The organism is Blautia sp. 1033sp1_1033st1_G9_1033SCRN_220408 (assembly GCF_040929965.1).
In the GTDB taxonomy this organism is placed as follows: Bacteria; Bacillota; Clostridia; order Lachnospirales; family Lachnospiraceae; genus Blautia_A; species Blautia_A ammoniilytica.
In genome coordinates, this window is record NZ_JBFKZO010000001.1 from 346,102 (window position 1) to 369,772 (window position 23,671).

Sequence of the window (23,671 nt, forward strand, 5' to 3'; positions counted from 1 at the left end):
TATCCAAAGACATTCTTAAAGATTACTAAAACAGAAAGGAAAAGAATATAAATGGAAAAAGCATGGTGGAAAGAAGCGGTTGTTTATCAGATTTATCCCAGAAGCTTTATGGACAGCAATGGAGATGGGATCGGAGATATCAAAGGGATTACATCCAGATTGGATTACCTGCAACAGCTTGGGATCAGCGTGATCTGGTTATCACCGGTTTATCAATCCCCAAATGATGATAATGGATATGACATCAGTGATTACCAGGCGATCATGACAGAGTTTGGAACGATGGAGGATTTTGATGAAATGCTCACGGAGGCTCACAAGCGTGGGATCCGGATCCTGATGGATCTGGTGGTGAACCATACCTCTGATGAACATAAATGGTTTGTGGAAAGCCGTAAGAAAGAAGACAATCCTTATCATGATTATTATATCTGGAGACCTGCAAAAGAGGGAAACCTTCCACCTAACAACTGGGGTTCCGTTTTCGGGGGTTCTGCATGGCAGTATGATGAAGAGCGGCAGATGTACTACCTGCACCTTTTTTCAAAGAAGCAGCCAGATCTGAACTGGGACAATCCCCAGGTGCGAAAAGAAGTTTTTGATATGATGAACTGGTGGTGTGAAAAGGGCATCGATGGTTTTCGCATGGATGTGATCAGTATGATTTCCAAGACAAAGGAGATGCCGGATGGAGAAACCCACGGCGGTAAGTATGGAGACTTTGGGAAATATTGCATCCATGGCCCAAATGTGCATAAATATCTGAAAGAAATGAATGAAAAGGTGCTTTCCAGATATGATATTATGACAGTTGGGGAAACAGCAGGAGTTACTGTTGAGGAAGCCAGGAAGTATGCTGGCAAAGATGAGCATGAGCTGAATATGGTATTTCAGTTTGAACATGTGGACGGAGGCAAATACGGGAAGTGGACGGATGAACCCAAGCCATTAACAGAGCTGAAACAGATCCTGTCAAAATGGCAGACCCAGCTTTATGGAAAAGCATGGAACAGTCTTTTCTGGGATAATCATGATCAGCCAAGGGTAGTATCACGCTATGGCAATGACAGTAAGGAGTACAGAGAAGTGTCTGCGAAGATGCTGGCTACCTGCCTTCATATGATGCAGGGAACGCCGTATATATACCAGGGAGAGGAACTGGGAATGACCAATTATCCTTTCAAGACCCCGGCAGATTTTCATGATATTGAAAGCATTAATGCATACAGGGAATGGTGTGAAAGCGGAAGCTTAAGCCATGAGATATTCTGGCCATGCCTTACCTTTATAAGCAGGGATAATGCCCGTACTCCGGTACAATGGGACGACAGCCAAAGTGCAGGCTTTACCACCGGGACACCCTGGATGCCTGTAAATCCTAATTACAAAGAGATCAATGCCAAAGCAGAGCTTCAGGATCCCCAGTCTGTGTTCTATTATTACAAAAAACTGATCCAGCTCCGGAAAGAGTATCCGGTGATCGTATATGGAAAATACCAGCTGCTTCTCCCTGATGATCCGGATCTTTTCGTATATACCAGGGAACTGGAGAAGGAGAAGCTTCTGGTTGTATGCAATTTTTCAGGCAAAGAACAAAGCATTCAGCTGCCGGAAGAATTTGTAAATGGCAAATGCCTTATTTCCAATCTTCCGGGTCAGTATGATCAGCAGCAGGTGCAGCTGAAGCCGTATCAGGCGTTTGTGCTGTATCGCTGATCGGAATGACCATATTTTCAAATGCATGCAGCATTTTCGGATGACGGATCAAAAAGTGCATGGCAGGAGCTTTGTTTTTGGAAACCATAACCCAGCTGCCTTTGTGGATCTGGATCTGGATATTGGAAAAAGCAGTTTCTGTGGTCAGGCGGCAGGTATAATTGGGATGGCATTCCTGGAATCCTTCTAAGAGCAGCAGATGCTTCTGGTAGTCATCCCAGCTGTAGAAAATATCTTTTTCGCAGAAAATACCTGACAGAGAAAGCCGCATGGGAGATCTGTGGAATTCTTCTTCGGTAAGAAGGGGCATCTCCTCTGTGATGGTATCTCTGGAAAGGATCTGCAGTGCCATTTCCAGCTGTTCTCTGGCATGGGACAGGATTTGCGTCCGCTCTTTGGAGGTAACCTGATTGTGATCCATGATCTGGCAAAGCAGGGCTTCATTTGCTGTGTAAAGAGGCAGTGAGGACAGGATCCCATACCGGCTGCCGCCAGAAGCAATATCCGAATGTAAAAACGCATGATAAAGAGAACGGGAATCTTTTCCGTAGATCTCCATCAGGGGCAGAGCCTTGGATAACAGGTGCTCTGCTCTTTTTTTATAATAAGCAACTTCTTCTTTATTATTGGTAAGATAATACCGGCCATTTTCGTGAAAACCTGTAATGGCTTCGCCGGAAAGAGCCGCACTGCCGGATACCTTCAATAAATGGGAAAAGGTAAGGTTGGCAGGAGTTTTCAGATAGTAGGGGGAGATCTGGCCGGTCATATACATGGGGATCCAGCTTTCAAGTCCCAGCATCATATCTGTAAAGGATCGGTTCAGACAGTGGATCTGATTTAGATGCAGTCCTTTCTTTAACATCATGGCCATGCCAAACATCCATTTTTTCGGGAAATCCGGATCTTTTGCCATTTCTTCCATAGGCATGTCGCTGTACATGGTCACAGCTTCCATGGATTTGGAAAGAACTGTGGTTTTCAGAAAAGCCAGTTCGCTGTCCATCATTTCAGACAGACCGTAATAGGATTTTGAAATGGGAAACTGGAAAGGTACAGAGGGTACTTTCATTTTATCAAAATGAATCACACGGATGTACTCGTTCAGGTCAAATTCATCCAGCTTTCGGAGAAAACCTGAAAGATCGTCTTTCTCTTTATTTTCACCCTGTATCAGCCACTGGGAAAGAGTTTCAAAATATGCAGTATCATCCATAAGCTTCTGAGGATCGCAGCCGGTAAGGCGGGCAACCATAGTACGGTGGGAGGCTTCCGGATATCGTTTTACTACAAAATGGGCGGTTCCTTCAGCAAAAAGCCGGGGATCGGAAGGCGTCCGCTGGCCATTTCTGATTCTGGAAATATAAGATGAGTCATAATTCAGTGTACGGGCCAGATCAGATACGCTGATAGAAAGACTTGATAAAAGGGCGTGAAAATTACGGGAAAACCGGTTCTCCAACTGAGGATTCATATCTGCAGCAGTGGAAAAAGAATCTGCAATTTTTTGAAATGTAAGATCGCTCTGACCGTTTTCGACAGCAAGCTGAGAAATTGCCTGGCATAGAAGTTCAAAATGCTGTGAATCCGGGGAAGGGGTGCGCTCACCGGAACGGTAACGGCTGATGGTAGCACCGGAGATGCCGGAATAACGGGAAAGCTGGCTGGCTGTACAGCCCAGTGCATCTATGTACTGGTTCAGAATTTCTTTAAATGAAGCTGGCATATTTATGGACCTCCCTATAGAAATCAACACATCCCTCTTTTATGCTTATATCGGGGCGTGTCCCAAAGTCATTTCCCCTCCCTTGTGCAAGCACAGGTGGGATCAGACCTTTTGATACTGGAATCATTATATATAAAATCAGCAGGTCAGTCAAACTTACGTACTGAGCGTCCTGGTAGATAATAGTTGTGATTAATGAAAAATAATTCGCATACGGGCCATAAAAATACGCGAAAAACATGTTTTTCTACGTGAATGACTTGCCAAAAGATTGGAATTATATGGTATAATATACAAAGACCAATTATGATCTTTGGACAAAGTATTGAATCAGGCCCTGTGATTCGGGCACAGTTATGGAAGGTTTGTGAAGATTTACTTAGGATGAAGATCATAGGCCCAGATGTATTCACACATTCATTAGATAACATCAGGGTCAAAATGGTTATTTTTATAAAAGGAGGAACGATATGGCAAATAAGAAGAAAATACCTGCTCGGGCGTTGGCCTGCCTTTTGTCTACAGCAATGGTTCCAGGTTCTCTTCCTATGGATGTGCTTACTGTTTATGGAGCAGAAGCAGAAGAGTTCTCAGACGGAAAGACAAGCGAAGCGGATATCACACCACTTGACGCGGATGCAGTGGACGATGCTGTTGAGACAGCAGACTTTACATCCGGCAGTGAGGTGACAGCGGATGTTGTTTCCGAGGAAGCATCAGTAGATGTGCAGAGTGCGGATCCGAATTTTAACTACACACTCAGCGAGACAGAGAAAACACTGAAGGTTGGAGATACAGGAAGTGTTTCCGGTACAGCTATGTTGAACAGCAGTGTAGTTGTTCCCACAGCGATTTCCTATGCTTCATCCAACTCGGCAGTGGTCGCAGTAGATAAGTCTACAGGATTCTACGAGTGCAAGGCAGAGGGGATAGCTGCTATAACAGCGACTGTGGAGTACACTGATCCTGCTTCCAGCTATTCACCAAAGACTTATCGGACAGTTAAGACACTGAACATTACTGTTACAAAGGATGCAGAACCGCAGCTGACCGTGACAGTGAAGCAGCCGACTGTATCCGTAGAACTGGATGCAAAGGCAGATGCTATTGCTGTTTATGACCTTAAGAATAATGTGACAGTAGAGAATGCTAACGCTACAGCTTATACGCTGAAGGATGCAGCTACAGGAAACGCAGCTGCAGCAGACGCAGCAGCTGTGGATAATTCAGGGGTGCTCACATTTAAGAAAGCTGGCAAGTATGTTGCTACTGTTACCGCAACAGGGAAAAACAGTGATGGCACTGCAGCAACGAAGGACATGCAGGTTGTTTTTGAGGTAACCAAGAAGACTTCCGCAGCAGAGGATTTTACATATGAGATCAGCGAGCTGCAGAGAACACACACTGTAGGTGAGAGCGGCAGTGCTGCTGGTACTGCGTATCTTGGCAACCAGCCAGTGGGCGCAAAGGTTACCTACAGTACATCTGATGATTCTGTGGTTAAGGTGAATCCAGATGGTTCATACACCTGTATAAAGGCTGGTACAGCTACTATTACAGTAAGCGCCAAACATTTCGATCAGGAGACAGGCAAGAATTACCAGAAGGTACTGAATCTTGTGATTACTGTTAAGGACATTGAGCCTGCAAAGACTGAACTGAGTGCATCTCAGACAGATGTTTCTCTGGAACTGGATGCAATTGATGGCGCAACAGCGAAATACAATTTGAAGTCTATTCTTTCTGTTGAGAATGGAGATATCTCATGGGTAACATATGAGTCTTCTGATGCGTCAAATGCTGACGTTACACCTGATGGAACTGCTACATTCAAGAAAGCAGGCGAGTACAAAGTACGGGCTTATATTGGATCCAGCAGCGTTACTATCAACTTCCATATTACAAAGAAGGGTGTCCCGGCACCGATTATCAAAGCCAACCAGACAGATGTTTCTCTGGAACTGGATTCTGCAGATGTTGCTGAAGTAAGCTACAATCTGAAGTCTATTCTTTCCGTTGAGAATGGACTATTTGCAAATGTAAAGTATGAGTCTTCTGATGAGACAAATGCGAAGGTTGAACTGAACGGAACAGCTACATTCAAGAAGGCCGGCGAATACACCGTACGGGCTTATATTGAATCCAGCAGCGTTACCATTAACTTCCATATTACGAAGAAGGGCGTTCCGGCACCAACCATTACAGCAAACCAGACGGATGTAGATATTCACCTTGGAGCAGAAGAAGACAGACGTGATTATAATCTGAAATCTATTCTGTCTATTACGAATGCAGACTGGACAACAGATGTAAATCTTCAGTCTTCTGATGCAACAAATGCAAAGGTTAATCCTGATGGTACAGTGGAGATAAAGGCAGCAGGCGAGTATACAGTAAAGGCTACTGTTACTACAAAGGGCGGAAGCCAGTCTGTAACCGTTACACTCCATGTTACTAAGGAAGCAGCAGCTAAACCTGCAATTACTGCAAAGCAGAAAGAAGTAAATATTACACTTGCCAGCGGCAAGACTGTTACTTACAATCTGAAGGCAAACTTCACACTTTCCAATCTGGATTGGACAGATGTGGATCTTCAGTCCTCTGACAGCACAAATGCAGCTGTTGATCCGACAGCAGGTACAGTTGAATTCAAAAAAGTTGGATATTATACGGTAAGTGCTGTAGAGAATGCAAACGCAGCAACAAGTGATATCATCATCTTCCATGTTACTTCAGCAGTTCAGGAAGCTGGTGCAAGCATCAGCGGTGGACAGAATGTTCAGCTTTCCGAAATCGGGGATGCTTTTAATGCAGATAAGACACTGACTGTGATGGATTTTGATGGTACAAAGCTTGAACATGGCAGTGCAGGCGTTGTGTGGACTTCTGATAATGAAGCAGTTGCTACAGTTAAAGATGGTGTGATCGTTGCAGTAAGTCAGGGTACAGCTGTTATTACAGCCACTCTGCCGAATGGCAATTATACTACTTACACTGTTACAGTTGCACCGGCACAGATTTCCGCAGAGATATCTACCTTTGACGTAGATCTGAATGACAAGAATCTGGATCCTGAGGATTATGTCATTGCCCCTCTTCTTACAGTGAAGAATGCAAAGATGGATGATGTCGTATATTCAGACTTCAACGAGAACATTATTAAAGTAGGTGTTGAAGGACATGTATCCTTTATGGGCGCTACAGGTACCACTTATGTACGTGCTCAGATCAAGAATACGGATGCATATGTGATCATTACGTTCAATGTAACGAATTCCGCTACACCGGATCCGATCACCATCAACTATGCACCAAATGCTCTGCAGAATATTGAAGTGAAAGAAGGACAGGCTTATGAGAAGAACCTGCGTGATTTCATTGAAGTAAAACAGGGCAGTGCTTTTACAGATCTTACAAATGTGACCTGGAGCAGCAATGATGATTCTGTTGCAAAAGTTGATAACGGTGTTGTTACAGGTGTGAAAGCCGGTACAGCAGTGATCACTGCAACAACGGTAGATGGTTATTATGTAACCTTCACAGTGACTGTAAAGAACGCTATGAAGCTGAATGCTACACAGACCGCCTTTGCAGTAGATTTGAAAGATAATAAGACAGTAGATCTGAATACTTATCTGAATATTACAAATCCGGAGACAAAGCCGGGAACAACAGATGAGTATACACTGAATGATGTGCTTTATACCACATCTACAGATGAGATCGCTGAAGTTACAGGAGGCAAGGTTACTTTTAAGAAGACAGGATTAGCTGAAGTTAAGGCAGACCTTAACGGACAGACTGTTACCTTTACCTTCATTATTAAAGATACCACAGCTCCGTTACCAGTTGAGATCAACTTTAAAGCAAATGCTGAGTCCACTGTAGAGGTTGCAGAGGGAAAAGTATTCGATGAAAATCTTCGTGACAGAGTGGAACTGACCAATGGCGGTGACACCCGAGACATCACATGGACATCCCTGGATGAATCAATTGCTTCCGTATCCAATGGTATGGTGAGAGGTGTGAAAGCAGGCGAAACTACTGTGATCGCATCTACCAAGGATGGTTACTATGTAACATTTAAGGTGACTGTTCTTGCAGAGCCTAAGATGGAAGTGTCTCAGACAGAGTTTGATATTGACAGAGCAGAGCAGACAAGCCTGGATCTGAAGGCATACCTGAAGCTTCTGAATACAACAGATCAGCTTGATACAGATGTAACTTATACTGCATCCGCAGATGAGATCGCATCCGTTGGACCAGATGGTGTTGTTACCTTTAACGGTACAGGAACCACCAATGTGAAAGCTGAGTATAAAGGACAGGTGATCACCTTTACCTTCCATATCACAGATTCCACAACACCGGATCCTGTTAAGATTGATTATACAGCTACAGCTGAGAAATCAATCGAAGTAACTGAAGGGGAAGCATATCCTACCAGCCTGGTAGATTATATTGAACTGACTAAGGGTGGAGCACCGGCAGATATCACAAGCGTGACCTGGAGCAGTAATGATGATTCTGTTGCAAAGGTTGACGGTGGTGTTGTTACAGGCTTAAAACCAGGTACTGCTGTAATTACAGCAACCACAGTTGATGGCTATTATGTAACCTTTACTGTTAAAGTGAATCCAAAGGCTCTTGCAAATGTAGCTTTGAAAGCACCAGGTACAAATGTAATTAACCTTACACTTGACAGTGCAGTTAATGCAAGCAAAGACCTTTCTGAACTGGTGGAGTCAACTACCGTTCCAACCGCAGATGTTAAAGGATTTACATGGAGCAGTGATAATACAGATGTTGCAGTTGCTGCTAATGGTACTGTAAAGGCTGTGAATCCAGGGCTTGCAATGGTAACAGTTACAGCACCGGATGGATCAAGCGTATCCTTTATCGTAAGTGTTTCAGCTGGCAGCTTTGATCAGACAACACTGACACCGGATAATCTGAAACAGATTGTTCTTCAGCTGAATGTTGCAGATAAAGAGACAGCAGCTCTTCCGGAGATCAAGTCTGACGGCGGTGTTGTTACATGGAAGGTTCTTGACACAGATATAGCAAGAATCGCAGGCAACAAAGTAGAAGGACTGAAGGCTGGCCATACCGTAGCTGTTGCTACAGCACCGGATGGAAGCAGCGTTGGTGTTTCTGTTAAGGTTCTGGCTGAGCCTGTTGTGACAGTTAAGCTTACTGGGCAGGATGAGATTTCCCTTAAGATGGGTCAGGATGAGACTCATGACCTGACAAAAGAACTGACAGTTGATCTGATTGGAGGTCTTACAACACCAGGCTTGGGCGGCGGCAGTGCTCCGGCTGTTGGTACAAATTCTCTGTTAAGCCAGCTTACATGGACCTGCTCTGATGAGTCTGTTGTAAAGGTATACAGCGGCGTTGCAGTTGCCCAATCCGCAGGTGTGGCAGTAGTAACAGCAACAGCACCGGATGGAAGTATGGCTGTATTTACAATCACTGTAGATGCAGAAGATATCTCCAGCGTGCAGTTGAAGGCAGGCGAGAGCAACATTGTAAATCTGATTCTTGACGGATCTGATGATGAAAGTCATAAGGATCTTGCAAAATTAGTAGAAGATACAGTTATGGGCGCAGATCCTGCAACCTTTGACTGGGTATCTGCTGATGAGAATATTGCTACCATTTCCCACGGCGTTGTTCGTGCACAGGCAGTTGGCAATACTACTGTAACAGTTACAGCTCCAGATGGATCCAAGGTAGTATTTATCGTAGCTGTATCTGCAGGCGGATTCAAACCGGGATATGAAGCAGACTGGGAAGCAATACTTCAGGTTGGTGTTCCGAAGAAGATGTCCAAGAAGCTTCCGACGACGGTTGAAGCAACTGCAGGCAAGGTTACATGGAGCTGTGCAGATGAGTCTATTGCAAAGATCACTGGTGACAGTGTGACAGCAGTAGCACCTGGCATTACCTATGTGATCGCAAAAGCTCCAAATGGTTCAGAGCTTGCATTTAAGGTAACAGTTTATGCATCTCCAGCTATCAGCTTTGATAAAGATTCCGTATCTGTACCTACAGGTGAAGTTGTTCAGGCAAATGTTACTGTAGATCCGGAAGATGCAGCAGTAGATTATAAAGTAACACTGGATGGTAATACGGCAGCAGCAGGCAGAGATTATACACTTTCTGTAAATGGTAAGAAGATCAGCTTTGTTCCTCTTGCAGCAGGCAGATTTGTGATCACAGCAACTGCTGAGGTAAACAGTGAGAGAGCAACCGCACAGCTGGTTGTGACCGCACAGCAGGAAGTAACAAAGGTTGCATTTACTAAGGACAAGATAAATCTGTTCGTTGGTGATACAGACGATCTGTCATCCCTGATCCAGTGGAATGAGGATCTGACAACACCTTATGATACCAGTCTTACCTGGAGCACAGGAAACGCTTCTGTTGCAACAGTAGATGATACAGGTGTTGTTACTGCAACAGGCGTTGGCCGTACTTATGTATATGCAAAGGCAAGCAATGGCCTGCGTGCAAAGATCCTTGTGATCGTAGACGCAAAGGTTGAGGGCGTAACCTTATCTCAGGAGAACTATGAGCTTTGGGTAAATGAGATCGCATTTATCAAGGCTACACCAAATCCTGCCAATGCAAAATATACAAAGGTGGAGTATACATCTGATGATGATACTATCGCTACTGTAAGTACAGACGGCAGAATCGTAGCTAAGAAGGGCGGCACAACCTATATCACAGCTACCATTACCTGGACGGATGCAGATGGCGATAATCAGACTGCATCTGCAAGAGCAAAGGTATTTGTGAAGACACCTGTTAAATCTGTAGAAGTGAGACGGGTAGATACAGATACAAATGATGATATTTATGCTAAGAAACGTGGCGAGACCATCCAGCTGAAAGCAGTGATCACACCTGCAGAAGCTTATGATAAGGCTCTCACATGGAGTTCTGAGAATGAAGCTATTGCAACTGTTGACCAGAATGGTAAGGTTACTACCGTTGGCAAGGGTACCACTTATATTTATGCGAAATGCATGAATGGCACCTATGGCACAGATGGTAATGGCACACCGGCAGTAGGCATGATCAAGATCATTGTAGGTGCTAAGGATGACATCCAGCTGGATATCACACCTACAAGAAGCGAAGTATATCCAGGCGAGAATGTGCAGTACACAACTACACTTACACCGGAAGAAGCATACGCAGGTGAACTTACCTGGAGCAGTGACAATCCGGATGTTGTGATCGATTCTACAGGCGTTGCCATGGTATCCAAGACAGCAAAAGCCGGTCTTGCAAATATCACAGCAACCATGACATTTGCAGATGGTATTACTAAAAAGGAAGCGAAAGCACTGCTGTACATCAAGACAGATGTTAATTCCCTGAAATTCGAGAAAGATGCAATGACCATCTATCTTGATGAGGATGATTATCTGTCACCGATCTTCAATGACGGTGCTACTACACCATCTGATACAAGCATTACATGGACATCCGATGATTCTTCTATCGTATCTGTTGACAGCTACGGTAAGATCCATGCAAACAAGCTTGGAACTACATGGATTTCTGCATACTCCTACAATAAGCTGAGAGCACAGATGCTTGTAAAGGTTATTGCAGCACCTACCGGCGTTAAGCTTAGTGAGAAAGTGATCTCTGGATTTGCAGGAGAGAAACATGATATTGGTTACACATTCACTCCGGACTATACAACAGAGACTGGTGTGACATGGTCTACCAATAATGCAGATGTTGCTTACTATGATACCTATACCAACAAGATCGTGATGAAGGGTGCAGGAAGCTGCTGGATCACTATTACAGCAAATGATACTCACCATGGTGTTATCACAGATAAGGTTAAGGTAAATGTAAGACAGAAGGTAACAGGCGTTACCATCTGTGCTAAGAAGCTGACCAAGAAGGTTGGAAACATGTTCAAGATGACGGCTACCGCAATTCCGGCTAAGGGAGTTGGAAGTACCATCTTCTGGTCCAGTTCCAGACCTCAGGTTGCTACTGTTGACGAATTTGGTGTTGTTACCTGTCTGAAAGCCGGTACAACCATGATCACAGCTATTACAGCAAACGGACATGTTGCAAAATGCTATCTGCGAGTAAAACCTGGCAAGAAAGTATACACTGTAAAATATGGTGTAACAACTGCAAGTGCCCTGTTTGTAAGAAATTCTGCCAGCCTTCAGGGTATTCAGATCGGACAGCTTGGCAGAGGTACAGCTGTTACTATCGTGGATACTGTAGATGAGTGGTATAAGATCAAGTTTAACGGCGGATATGGATATGTTCGTGCAGCTTATGTAAAAATTACCAGCGGTGCACTGACAAAACGTACAGCAGTGAAGTCCAATGGTCAGATTTCCACCACTACATGGATCTATACAGGCGTTGGTACAGGTGCTAACACAGTTGCTCCTGTAGCTACAAGAGTACTGATCACAGGTGAGACAGGCAATTACTACAGAGTACGTTATGGTACAGGTAGTGTTGGCAGCGGATATGTACTGAAGAGTTGCGTAAGACCGGATGCAGGATTTAAGTATGGTGTTGCAACAAAGACAACATACCTTGGAACCGGCACTGCAACTAAGAAGTTCAGCAGTACACCACAGATAACAGTATACCGTGTTGCCAGAACAACAAAGAGAACCGGCGTTTATGCAGACGCTACCGGCAAGGGCAAGAGGATCGGTGTGATCCAGTGCAAGGCCAAAGTGGTTCTTAACAGTGCGAAGATCAATGGCTATTATCAGGTAGTATTTACAAATGGTGTGACAGGATACGTTCCGGTTAAGGCTCTGAAGCTTCTTGGAGCAGGAATAAAATCCTATGTAAATACCACAAATACTTACACAAAAGCATATCGTAAGTAAGATATGGTATTGCAAGTAAGATATAATCAGATACTTCCATAAAACAGGAAGAGCATCGCCTACCGGGCGGTGCTTTTTCTGCGTCTTGGACAAACTTTCGCTAAATGAAATGGTGGTGCATACAAATTTCTGCTAAATGAAACTATGGTTGCCCTGTTATGTCTGGTGTGTTAAAATTGACTGGACATGAACGATAGGAGAAATAGTTTTTATGAAGCGAGAAAATTTTCAATCACGACTGGGTTTTTTACTTGTAAGTGCAGGATGCGCCATAGGTATTGGTAATGTGTGGCGCTTTCCTTATGTGGCAGGACAGAACGGAGGAGGCATTTTTGTGCTTCTCTACCTGGTTTTCCTGCTGATGATGGGAGTGCCGGTGCTTACCATGGAACTGGCAGTAGGGCGCGCAAGCAGGAAAAGTGCAGTGCTGGCTTATAAGGCACTGGAGAAGCCTGGTAATAAATGGCATATTCATGGATGGTTCTGTATGATCGGATGCTATGTGCTGATGATGTATTACACAACAGTTTCAGGGTGGATGCTTAGTTATTTTTTTAAATTTGCTACAGGTAAATTTACTTCCGGTATGGATAAAGAAAGTGTAGGAAATGTATTTCAGAGCCTGCTGTCTTCACCAAAAGAGATGGGGCTATGGATGGCAGTGACGGTTGTACTGGGCTTTCTGGTATGCAGTCAGGGATTACAGAAAGGCGTGGAGAAAATCAGTAAATATATGATGTCTGCGCTTCTGCTTCTGATCGTGATCCTGGCAGTGCATTGCATGCTGCTTCCCGGAGCAGGAGAAGGTATCAAATTCTATCTGATACCGGATGCGGCACAGGTTGCTAAGGTTGGTATCTGGAATGTGATCGCGGCAGCTATGAACCAGGCCTTTTTTACCTTAAGCCTTGGCATCGCAGCTATGGAGATTTTTGGAAGCTATATGGACAGGAAGCATACGCTTACCGGAGAAGCTGTTCGGATCGGAGCACTGGATACTTTTGTGGCACTTATGTCCGGACTGATCATTTTTCCGGCTTGTTTTTCTTTCGGTGTACAGCCGGATGCCGGACCATCCCTGATCTTTGTTACTCTTCCCAATATTTTTGTAAATATGGCAGGAGAAAGGATCTGGGGATCTTTATTCTTCCTGTTTATGACATTTGCAAGCTTTTCAACGGTTATGGCGGTTTTTGAGAATCTTATTTCCTTTAGCCTGGATATGTACAAAGTGGACAGAAAGAAAGCCGTACTGATCAATGGAGTGATCGTGCTGATTGCCAGCATTCCCTGTGTACTGGGGTACAATATCTGGAGTGATCTGCATCTGATCGGCGGCAGGGATGTACTGGACAGCGAAGACTTCCTTGTAAGCAATCTGCTTCTCCCTATTGGATCACTGATCTATCTTTTGTTCTGCGTGACCAGATTCGGATGGGGATTTGATAACTATTACAAGGAATGTAATGCAGGAGAGGGGCTGAAGCTTCCCAGGATACTGAAGCCATATCTTCAGTTTGTACTTCCTGTGCTGATCCTGATCATTATTATTCTTGGGCTGGTATGATACAAAAACAGAAGATTTCAGGAGGATTGCAGATGAATAAAAATCAGATTTTTATCAGATGCGGTACAGATTATAAAGAAATGACGAAGCTTCTTCTGGAGGACAGTGATCTTGCCGGTCAGATTGAGGACAGGGAGAAACTGATCGGGATCAAGCCTAATCTTGTATCTCCTGTAGAAGCATCCTGGGGTGGTACTACCCATCCGGAGGTAGTTGCCGGAATCATTGAGTATCTTCAGAAATATGATTTTCATAAGATCGTTATGCTGGAAGGCTCATGGGTGGGCGACCGTACACAGGAGGCTTATCAGGTGTGTGGTTTTGAGGCACTTTCCCAAAAGTATCAGGTTCCTTTCTGGGATATGCAAAAAGACAAGGGCGTTGCTGTAGAGTGTGGCGGTATGACTTTAAATGTGTGTCAGAAGGTACTGGATCTTGATTTCCTGATCAATGTGCCGGTGTTAAAAGGACATTGCCAGACAAAGATCACCTGTGCCTTGAAAAATATGAAAGGATTGATCCCAAACTCTGAGAAACGCAGATTTCACGCAATGGGTCTGCATGATCCCATTGCCCATTTAAGCCTTGGCATTCATCAGGATTTTATTGTTGTGGATAATATATGTGGGGATCTTGACTTTGAAGATGGAGGACATCCAGTGGTTATGAACCGGGTTCTTGCCGGAAGGGATCCGGTGCTGATAGATGCATATGTGTGCCAGATGCTGCATTATCAGGTTTGGGAGGTGCCTTATGTGGAAATGGCCGGAAAGCTAGGCGTGGGATGCAGTGACATTATAAAGGCAGAGATCCGAATGCTGGATAAGGAAGCAGCTAAGGAAATTCCCAGATCAAGAAAAGTTGTGGAACTGAAAGATGCAGTCGAAGAAGTAGAATCCTGTAGTGCCTGTTATGGATATCTGATCCCTGCCCTTGACAGGCTTAGGGAAGAAGGATTGTTTGACCGACTAAAAACAAAGATCTGTATTGGTCAGGGATACAGGGAAAAGAGTGGAGAACTGGGAATCGGCCACTGTACCAGAGGGTTTACCCACCATCTGGATGGGTGTCCGCCTACAGAAGGGCAGATTTATGAGTTCCTGAAAGAGTACATCAGCTGGGAGATGACTCCCACCTCTATAGGTGGTGAGAAACAAGCTGGTATCAGTGGTGGGAGTCAATCCCCCAGCTGATATAGCCTCCGGCAGGATTGCAGAGGTGCGCTGGAGAAGTATGTCATGCAATTGCATGACGCGCACCTCGCAACAAGAATGCAGAGGCATTCTTGAATATGATGGAACACCAGAAATAGAAATAAGGGGGCAGCTGTATATGAAAATGCAGCTGCCCCTGTTCTATGTGCCACTTATGGCTTATGCTGTAAGCTTATCTGTCTGAAAGGCTTTGTTTTACCATGGAGATGATCTGCTGGGTAGTGAAACGGCTGCTGTTGATGCACAGATCGTAATGAAGCAGATCCATCCAATATTCATCTGTAAAGTACTCATAATAAGCCCTGCGATCCTTGTCGATCTTCTTGATCATTTTCCGGGCGCTTTTTTCCTCTCTGCCTGTACGCTCCATTACAGTCTTCAGACGGTCTTCAAAAGGAGCATAGATGAAGAGACTGAGTGCTTTGTCCTTCAGGATATAATTGGCACAGCGGCCAACGATCACGCAGTCTTCTTTGTCTGCCAGATTCAGGATGATCTCCTTCTGGGCATCAAAAAGTACATCATTGATAGGAGTAAAATGATATTCTCTGTCGATCTGGATATCGTATTCTACGGAATAGCGCCACTGGCTTGCCTTTTTCTCGTCTGCCTTGGCAAACTCATCGAAAGGAACGCCCTTTTCCCGGCTGGCAATCTCGATCAGTTCCTTATCATAGAATTTTAATCCAAGCGCATCAGCAATTGCCTTGCCGATCACCCGCCCATTGCTGCCAAACATACGATTGATTGTAATGATCTGCTTGCTCATGAATCATTCCTCCTTCCGGAAATTACAGAATATTTTATAGATTTGAAAGTATTATAGCACAATAATTGTGAAAAATCTATAAATAATAATATAATAATTGAAAATATATAGCGATATGACGAAAAAGTCTTGCTAAAACTGACATAGTTAGGAAAAAATCTATTGACGCATTAGGATATTCAGGTTAATATCAGATATGGTAGATAACTGCCCTGCAGACAACTGCTGCAGAGCTGCTAACAGTTACAAATAATAAAGAGGCTGTGGTATGAGCCGGCTGTCAGGAAACAGGCTTATACAACATCCTCTTTTCAGTGTGTTTATAAGGAGGACTTGGTTATGAAGAAACAGTGGTGGCATGATAAAGTAGCGTATCAGATTTATCCCAAAAGCTTTTATGATTCTAACGGAGATGGCATCGGGGATATACCTGGTATCATAGAAAAGCTGGATTATCTCAGGGATCTGGGTGTAGATATTTTATGGCTTTCCCCTATCTATAAATCACCTCTTGCAGACCAGGGATATGATATTTCGGATTATTACAGCATTGATCCAAGATTTGGCACTATGAAAGATATGGAGCATCTGATTCATGAGGCAAAGAAACGCCAGATGTATATTCTGATGGATCTGGTAGTAAACCATTGTTCAGATGAGCATGAGTGGTTCCAAAAGGCAATCCAGGATCCAGATGGAAAATATGGAAATTTCTTTTATATTACTGACAGAAAGGAAGGGGAGAAGCTGCCCTGCAACTGGAGAAGCTATTTCGGAGGCCCGGTGTGGGAGCCTTTGCCAGGTCACCCGGACAAGCAGTATCTTCATGTATTCCATAAGAAACAGCCGGATCTGAACTGGGAGAACCCGGAGGTCAGGGAAGAGGTTTACAAAAATATCCGGTGGTGGATGGAGAAGGGATTGGGCGGTTTCCGTATTGATGCTATTATCAACATTAAGAAAAAGCTTCCATTCCAGGATTATCCCGCTGACCGTGAGGATGGTCTGTCCAATATGGGGAATATGCTGGCAGATGCCCATGGGATCGGTGAATTCTTAGGAGAGATGGCCAATAAAGCGTTCCGCCCCTATAATGCCTTTACGGTTGGGGAAGTTTTCAATGTAAAGGATGATGAATTGAAGGATTTTATCGGGGATGAGGGATATTTCTCTTCCATGTTTGACTTTAACAGCCATATTTTCGGGAAAAGTCTTAACGGATGGTATGCTTCCCAAAGATACCTTACACCGGATGAATATAAGCATTGTATTTTTGAAACACAGAAAAAGATCGGCGACATGGGCATGGTGTCAAATATTATTGAGAACCATGATGAGCCAAGAGGAGTATGTTATTATATTCAGCCCCAGGATCGATGCGTAGACGCTAAAAAGCTTCTGGCAGGCGTTTATTTCATGCTCCGTGGTCTTCCGTTCATTTATCAGGGGCAGGAGATTGGCATGGAAAATCTGGATTTCCATACTATTGATGAGATCGATGATATCAGTACCCTGGATGAATATAAGGTTGCCAGGGAGGCAGGACTTAGTGATGAAGAAGCACTTTCGGTTGCCAGTGCATTTTCCAGGGATAATGCACGTACACCGGTACAGTGGAATGATGGTGCAAATGCCGGTTTTACCACAGGAAAGCCATGGCTTAAGGTAAATCCTAATTACAAACAGATCAATGTACAGGCACAGGTAAATGATGAGGATTCAGTGCTTGCCTTTTACAAAAAGCTTACCAGGCTTCGTAAAAGTGAAGAATATAAAGAAACCATTGTTTACAGCCAGCTGATCCCTTATCTGGAGGAAGAAAAGAATCTGATCGCTTATTTCCGAAAAGGAGAGAAAACACTTCTGGTTCTGGCTAACTTTCAGAAGGATCCAAGAAAGGTACAGCTGCCTGCACCTGCAAAAAAAGTGGTGCTGAACAATAAAGAAAGTGTGAATTGGGGATGTCCAAGGGATAACGGTGAGCAGGGGACATTCCGCAAAGATACAAGAGGTATGGAAATTGAATTATCAGGCTTCCAGTATGTGCTCCTGGAGCTTGAAGACTAAGGGAAGGGTATTTTTTTGACATGCTGAAGATTAAAAGCTATGTAAAAGCAGAGAGCCTCCAGCAGGCCTATGAACTGAACCAGAAAAAAACAGCCGTGATCCTGGGAGGAATGGTATGGCTGAAAATGGGAAACCGCAGAGTGTCCACTGCCATAGATCTTTCAGGACTGGATCTGTGCGGGATACAGGAAGATCCGGAGGAATTCGTGATCGGATGCATGACTCCTCTTCATGATCTGGAGGTGCATCCAGGCCTTCTTCACTATACAGGGGGAGCCATAAAGGAATGTTTTCGTCATATCGTAGGGGTGCAGTTCCGCAACTGTGCTACTGTTGGGGGGAGCATCTGGGGAAGATATGGTTTTTCAGATGTGCTTACCCTGTTCCTGGCTATGGATACCTGGGTGGAATTGTATAAAGGAGGCAGGATTCCCCTTTCGGAATTTGTTTCTATGGAAAAGGACAGAGATATCCTTTTGCGCCTGATCATCAGGAAAAAGAAAACCAAGATCTGTTATCTGAGCCAGCGAAATACAAAGACAGATTTTCCGGTGCTTACCTGCTGCGCCTCCAAGGCAGGGGAGGATGTGCGGACAGTGATCGGGGCAAGGCCTGGAAAGGCAATGGTTCTGCAGGATCCGGAGGGCATTTTAAAGGGACTTTGTGCCATGGATCCGGAGAAAAGAAAGGATGCCATCCACAGCTACAGTGCCTGGATTGCTCAGAATGTGCCTGTTGAAAGTAATATGAGAGGCAGCAAGGAGTACAGAACCCATCTGGTACAGGTACTTACAAGAAGAGCATGGACAGATATAGGAGGAACGGTAAATGAAAATGGATTTTTGGCTTAACAATGTTCACAGGGAAGCTGAAGTGCAGCCGGATACTCTTTTACTGGATCTGCTGCGCCAGATGGGATGTTTTAGTGTAAAACGGGGATGTGAGACAGCGAACTGTGGTCTTTGTACCGTGCTTCTGGAGGGACGTCCGGTACTTTCCTGTTCTATGCTTGCTCTTCGCATACAGGGGAAAAAGGTTGTTACCCTGGAAGGCATGGAAAAAGAAGCCCAGGAGTTTGGCGCCTTTCTTGCAGGAGAGGGGGCAGAGCAGTGCGGCTTTTGTAATCCAGGGTTTATTATGAATGTTTTTGCAATGTTAAAAGAGCTGCAGGATCCGGATGAAGAACAGATCCGGGAATATTTGGCGGGCAATCTGTGCCGCTGCTCCGGCTTTGTGGGACAGACCAGAAGTATTCTGAAATACCTTAGATATAAACAGGACAGGAAAGGAGAATACAGGGAATGAAATATGTAAATCATCCGGTTCCTAAAAAGGATGCCATGGCCCTTGTGACAGGAAAACCTGTATATACTGATGATCTTGCACCGAAAGACTGTCTTGTGGTAAAGCTTTTAAGAAGTCCCCACCCAAATGCCTGGGTTCGTGAGATCCGTACTGAAGCAGCAAAAAAGGTAGAGGGCATTGTCTGTGTGCTTACATATCAGGATGTGCCGGATCAGCGTTTTACTGTTGCAGGGCAGACCTATCCGGAGTTTAGCCCTTATGACCGCAAGATCCTGGATGTACATTTAAGGTTTGCTGGGGATCCGGTGGCGATTGTAGCCGGAGAAACAGAAGCTGCCGTGGATCAGGCTCTGGCAAAGATCAAGGTAAGCTATCAGGTTGAAAAGGCTGTACTGGACATGCATCAGGCAAAGGATAACCCGGTTCTTGTACATCCGGAAGAGGACTGGGAAGCCAAAGTCCCGGTAGGTGCAGATAATAAAAGGAACCTGGCTGCATCCGGAGATGAGATAAGTGGGGATGTGGATGCTGTTTTTGCCGACTGTGCCTATGTGGTAGATGAGACGTACCATACGAAAGCTAATCAGCAGTGTATGATGGAAACCTTCCGTACCTGTTGCTATATGGATTGCTATGGAAGACTGAATGTATTGACTTCCACACAGATCCCCTTTCATGTACGAAGGATCGTTGGAAGGGCACTGGGGATCCCATCCTCAAAGGTAAGGGTGATCAAGCCAAGGATCGGAGGCGGTTTTGGTGCAAAGCAGACGGCAGTATGCGAAGTATATCCTGCATTGGTCACCTGGATCACAGGACGCCCTTCCAAAATCGTTTATTCCAGATATGAGTCCCTGATTTGTGCCTCTCCCAGACATGAAATGGAGGTACGGGTAAAGGCAGGGGCAGACCAGGAGGGGATTGTAAAGGCACTGGATATAAAGGTGCTTTCCAATACAGGAGCCTACGGGGATCACGGGCCTACGACAGTAGGTTTGACCGGACATAAGGCACTGGCTCTTTATCGTCATCTTCAGGCCTATCATTTTTCTTATGATGTGGTTTATACGAATGTGCAGGCTTCCGGGGCTTACAGAGGCTACGGAGCTACCCAGGGGATTTTTGCAGTAGAATCTGCAATCAATGAATTGGCCCATCAGATGGGTATGGATCCAGTGGTACTTAGAGAGAAAAATATGCCTGTAGAAGGCGGCCCTTTACATGGCTATGATGGAAACAGCCCTACCGCTACCAGCTGTTCCCTTGACAGGTGCCTGAAAAGAGCAAAAGAAATGTTCCACTGGGATGAAAGATATCCCTCCAGGGTAATGCCAAACGGAAAGATCAGAGGAGCAGGTATGGCACTGGCTCTCCAGGGCTCTTCCATTGCATGTGTGGATGTGGGAGGCGCCACTGTAAAGCTGAATGAGGATGGTTCTTATACCTTGTCCCTGGGCTGTGCAGATATGGGTACTGGCTGTGATACCATTTTGTCCCAGATGACAGCTGACTGTATGGATACAGAGCTGGATAATGTGGTAGTTGGAGCAGTAGATACAGACATTTCACCTTATGATTCCGGATCCTACGCATCTGCCACTACCTATGCCACCGGAAATGCAGTGCTTAAAGCCTGCAGTATGCTGAGGGAAAAGATCCAGGCATTTGGCGCTGGAATGTTGGAACTTCCTGTGGAAGATACCACGTTTGATGGTATTTGTGTAACCGGCCAGGGAAGGCAGGTATCACTTACGGAGATCGCTGTACAGGCCACCTGTGGAAATGTTCAGGAGCTGCAGGCAACTGCCTCATTTTCCTCCATGATCTCCCCGCCGCCTTATATGGCAGGCTTGGCTGAAGTGGAGATAGATCCTGAGACCGGATCAGTGGAAGTGACGGATTATGTGGCTGTGGTAGATTGTGGGACACCGGTAAATCCCAATCTTGCCAGAGTACAGACAGAAGGCGGGATCGTACAGGGAATCGGTATGGCTCTTACAGAGGAGGTACAGTATACGGATACCGGCAGGATCCGGAATAATTCCTTTATGCAGTACAAGATTCCATCCAGAATGGATGTGGGACAGATCCGTGTGGAATTTGAAAGCAGCTATGAACAAAGCGGTCCTTTTGGGGCAAAATCCATTGGGGAACTGGTGATCGATACCCCTTGCCCGGCCATTGCAGATGCAATTTACAATGCAGTGGGGGTCCGGATCCGGGAACTGCCGATTACACCTGAAAAGATTGCAATGGGAATCGCCAAAGGAAGGCAGGAGGTATAAGATGGGTCTTATGATCAAAATGATACTGGCCGCTTTCTGGCTTCTGGTGGTGCCTGCTGCAGCAGGAGCACCGTTTTTTCAGAAAAAAGAGATTTATTCTGTGAGAAACTGTTTTCTCACAGGCTATGCTTTTTTATTTGCAGTTATGGAGGTTCTTACCCTGTTGATGATCTGGCTTGGGCTGCCCCTTCATATCCTGACCGTATGCTATGGAAGCCTGGGGATCATAATGGTATGGTGGGGGATGTGGTGTCTGCTGAAAAAGGATGCAATAGATGCATATATGGGAAGGCTGAAAAAAGGGAAAATCCGTCTTTCTATTCCTATGATCCTGGCATTGGCTTTGATTCTGTTGCAGATGTATGTGGTAGTGCGCTATGCACATATGGATGCAGATGATTCCTTTTATGTGGGAACAGCAGTAACAGATATTCATACGGATACTATTTTTTCTATCAGTCCATATACAGGCTATGCTTATACAAAGATTCCAAGCAGGTACATTTTGTCTCCGTTTCCTGTATTTCTGGCTGTTGTCAGCCAGCTGTGCGGGGAACTCCATCCGGCAATTATGGCCCATACTGTGTTTCCACCGGTCTTTTTGCTGACAGGCTATGCTGTACTTTGGGGCTATGGAAAAAAATGGTTTCAGGATAATGAGAAAAGCAGATGGATCTTTATGCTTCTTTCTGCTGTTGTAATCTGGTTTTCCGGCTATTCTGTATATAGCAGCGGTAATTTCCAGATGGTTCGTATCTGGCAGGGGAAAGCTTTACTTACTGGTGTTTTTCTCCCTTTTCTTTTCTTCTTATGTATGGAACTTTTGGTGGATAAAAAAGGAGAATATCCATGGATCAGTCTGTTTTTAACAGAACTGGCCTGTTGTCTTTTATCTTCTATGGGGATCATACTGGCGCCTGTCCTTACCGGGATCTTTCTTTTGATCAGCCTGTACAAACAGCGGGATCTGAGAAGGCTTTTGTATGGAGTGATCTGCTGCCTTCCACCGGTGGCACTTGGTTGTATTTACTTTTTCATACAGTAGGAGGTGGCTTATGAAAGAAATGATCAAAGGAATGTTGGATACCTGGATTTTATTCTGGGGAAGCGGGTATTATCAGTATCTGATCCTTTTGGCGGTATTGTTGCTTTTGCTTTTTTTCAGAAAAAGAAAAGAGGCAAGACTTCTTATTGCATATTCGGGGATCCTGCTTGTGCTATTTTTCTTTCCCCTGAGTGCGGGAATTATACAGAAATGTATTGGCAGTGATGTATACTGGCGTGTACTTTGGCTTCTTCCTGTTACTGTACTTCTTGCGTATACCGGTACTGCCCTGGCAGAGCAGGCTGGCCTTAAGGCAAGAAAGGGTGGGCATAAGCTGCAGGGGCTTGTGCTGATTCTCTTGATAGGAGTGATTGGCATATCAGGAAAATCTGTATGGAGTGAGGATAATTATGTACAGGTACACAATTACCAGAAGGTTCCAGATGAGGTGACTCAGGTGTGTAATCTGATCAGTGATCAGCAGGAGGAAGAGGAAGAGGTATGCGTGGCAGCAGATGATTACCTGGCTGCTTATATCCGAGTGTACCAGCCTTCTTTTTACATGCCTTACAGCAGAGCAGGAAAAGGTTCCCAGCACTATTCATCCATGCGGCTTTATCAGGAGCTTTCTTCTCCTGATCCTGATCTGAAAAGAGTGGTGAAGGCGGTAAGAAAGCTAGGATGTAATTACCTTGTCTTTGCACTTCCGTCTCAGGAGAAACAGGAATATCTGGAAGGCAAAGGATATCGTCTGATCGGCACTGTGAATCAGTACGGAGTTTTCAAACAAGAGCATCTATAAAAAAAAGGTTGCAATTATTAGGGAAAACTGCTACCATGGTTAAAGGAAACTGAATACGGGAAATAATGATAGAGGTGCGGGGTTCATCAGTATTTTTGGCTGCGGATACGAGAAGATATCCAGTCCATGGCAGATTGGCCAAAGAGAAAGGGAAGACCGCCGAAGAGCTTTCTTATGCCATACAGGAAGGTTCTGGGCTGACGCAGAATATGCGGCAGACTGTCACTTGTTGTGGAGCGCTATCAAAGGTGTGGATCCTGTGAAAGAATAAA

The 23,671-nt window shown here is 44.8% G+C and carries 12 protein-coding genes and 1 riboswitch; of the genes, 10 read left to right on the forward strand and 2 right to left on the reverse strand.

The window, feature by feature from the left end; genetic code table 11:
- Positions 1-51 precede the first annotated feature (51 nt).
- A complete protein-coding gene (locus AB5916_RS01600) occupies positions 52-1,716 on the forward strand; it encodes an alpha-glucosidase (RefSeq protein WP_368188983.1) in 1,665 nt (554 codons plus the stop codon).
- On the opposite strand, the gene AB5916_RS01605 is transcribed toward AB5916_RS01600, so the two are convergent.
- Positions 1,637-3,442, reverse strand: a complete 1,806-nt coding sequence (locus tag AB5916_RS01605; protein WP_368188984.1) for a helix-turn-helix domain-containing protein — start codon at positions 3,440-3,442, stop codon at positions 1,637-1,639. The genes AB5916_RS01600 and AB5916_RS01605 overlap by 80 nt on opposite strands.
- Positions 3,443-3,912: 470 nt before the next feature.
- Here AB5916_RS01605 and AB5916_RS01610 point away from each other — a divergent pair, with 470 nt between their 5' ends.
- The 3 genes from AB5916_RS01610 (at position 3,913) to AB5916_RS01620 (ending at position 15,105) form a co-directional block, all read left to right on the forward strand.
- Positions 3,913-12,345 carry an Ig-like domain-containing protein gene (locus AB5916_RS01610; RefSeq protein ID WP_368188985.1) on the forward strand — a complete coding sequence of 2,811 codons (8,433 nt, stop codon included), beginning with the start codon at positions 3,913-3,915 and terminating at the stop codon, positions 12,343-12,345.
- 211 nt (positions 12,346-12,556) lie between these two features.
- Complete coding sequence (locus AB5916_RS01615) at positions 12,557-13,912, forward strand: sodium-dependent transporter (protein ID WP_368188986.1); 1,356 nt, start codon at positions 12,557-12,559, stop codon at positions 13,910-13,912.
- A 32-nt stretch (positions 13,913-13,944) separates the two neighbouring features.
- Positions 13,945-15,105, forward strand: coding sequence for a DUF362 domain-containing protein (locus AB5916_RS01620; RefSeq protein WP_368188987.1), 1,161 nt, complete (start codon positions 13,945-13,947; stop codon positions 15,103-15,105).
- Between the two features lie 193 nt (positions 15,106-15,298).
- On the opposite strand, the gene AB5916_RS01625 is transcribed toward AB5916_RS01620, so the two are convergent.
- A complete protein-coding gene (locus AB5916_RS01625; protein WP_368188988.1) occupies positions 15,299-15,895 on the reverse strand; it encodes an AAA family ATPase in 597 nt (198 codons plus the stop codon).
- A gap of 339 nt (positions 15,896-16,234) precedes the next feature.
- On the opposite strand from AB5916_RS01625, the gene AB5916_RS01630 reads away from it, so the two are divergent.
- The 6 genes from AB5916_RS01630 to AB5916_RS01655 are packed head-to-tail and all read left to right on the forward strand — an operon-like array spanning position 16,235 to position 23,399.
- Entirely contained in the window at positions 16,235-17,962 is a 1,728-nt protein-coding gene (locus AB5916_RS01630; protein WP_368188989.1) for an alpha-glucosidase, read from the forward strand.
- A gap of 20 nt (positions 17,963-17,982) precedes the next feature.
- Positions 17,983-18,813, forward strand: a complete 831-nt coding sequence (locus tag AB5916_RS01635) for a xanthine dehydrogenase family protein subunit M (RefSeq protein ID WP_368188990.1) — start codon at positions 17,983-17,985, stop codon at positions 18,811-18,813.
- Positions 18,791-19,267, forward strand: a complete 477-nt coding sequence (locus AB5916_RS01640) for a (2Fe-2S)-binding protein (RefSeq protein WP_368188991.1) — start codon at positions 18,791-18,793, stop codon at positions 19,265-19,267. The genes AB5916_RS01635 and AB5916_RS01640 overlap by 23 nt, the downstream gene beginning before the upstream one ends.
- Positions 19,264-21,552: a xanthine dehydrogenase family protein molybdopterin-binding subunit gene (locus tag AB5916_RS01645; protein ID WP_368188992.1), complete on the forward strand. Its 2,289-nt coding sequence runs from the start codon at positions 19,264-19,266 to the stop codon at positions 21,550-21,552. The genes AB5916_RS01640 and AB5916_RS01645 overlap by 4 nt, the downstream gene beginning before the upstream one ends.
- Position 21,553: 1 nt before the next feature.
- Positions 21,554-22,597, forward strand: a complete 1,044-nt coding sequence (locus tag AB5916_RS01650) for a DUF6077 domain-containing protein (protein WP_173727078.1) — start codon at positions 21,554-21,556, stop codon at positions 22,595-22,597.
- Between the two features lie 10 nt (positions 22,598-22,607).
- Positions 22,608-23,399: a hypothetical protein gene (locus tag AB5916_RS01655; protein ID WP_368188993.1), complete on the forward strand. Its 792-nt coding sequence runs from the start codon at positions 22,608-22,610 to the stop codon at positions 23,397-23,399.
- Between the two features lie 61 nt (positions 23,400-23,460).
- Positions 23,461-23,649: riboswitch (Lysine riboswitch) on the forward strand.
- The last annotated feature ends 22 nt before the right edge of the window (positions 23,650-23,671 follow it).

What these genes read in the sequence shown, in the direction of transcription:
- AB5916_RS01600 (WP_368188983.1), top strand. Translation starts at nt 52, where the DNA reads ATGGAAAAAGCATGGTGGAAAGAAGCGGTTGTTTATCAGATTTATCCC.
- AB5916_RS01605 (WP_368188984.1), bottom strand. Translation starts at nt 3,442, where the DNA reads ATGCCAGCTTCATTTAAAGAAATTCTGAACCAGTACATAGATGCACTG.
- AB5916_RS01610 (WP_368188985.1), top strand. Translation starts at nt 3,913, where the DNA reads ATGGCAAATAAGAAGAAAATACCTGCTCGGGCGTTGGCCTGCCTTTTG.
- AB5916_RS01615 (WP_368188986.1), top strand. Translation starts at nt 12,557, where the DNA reads ATGAAGCGAGAAAATTTTCAATCACGACTGGGTTTTTTACTTGTAAGT.
- AB5916_RS01620 (WP_368188987.1), top strand. Translation starts at nt 13,945, where the DNA reads ATGAATAAAAATCAGATTTTTATCAGATGCGGTACAGATTATAAAGAA.
- AB5916_RS01625 (WP_368188988.1), bottom strand. Translation starts at nt 15,895, where the DNA reads ATGAGCAAGCAGATCATTACAATCAATCGTATGTTTGGCAGCAATGGG.
- AB5916_RS01630 (WP_368188989.1), top strand. Translation starts at nt 16,235, where the DNA reads ATGAAGAAACAGTGGTGGCATGATAAAGTAGCGTATCAGATTTATCCC.
- AB5916_RS01635 (WP_368188990.1), top strand. Translation starts at nt 17,983, where the DNA reads ATGCTGAAGATTAAAAGCTATGTAAAAGCAGAGAGCCTCCAGCAGGCC.
- AB5916_RS01640 (WP_368188991.1), top strand. Translation starts at nt 18,791, where the DNA reads ATGAAAATGGATTTTTGGCTTAACAATGTTCACAGGGAAGCTGAAGTG.
- AB5916_RS01645 (WP_368188992.1), top strand. Translation starts at nt 19,264, where the DNA reads ATGAAATATGTAAATCATCCGGTTCCTAAAAAGGATGCCATGGCCCTT.
- AB5916_RS01650 (WP_173727078.1), top strand. Translation starts at nt 21,554, where the DNA reads ATGGGTCTTATGATCAAAATGATACTGGCCGCTTTCTGGCTTCTGGTG.
- AB5916_RS01655 (WP_368188993.1), top strand. Translation starts at nt 22,608, where the DNA reads ATGAAAGAAATGATCAAAGGAATGTTGGATACCTGGATTTTATTCTGG.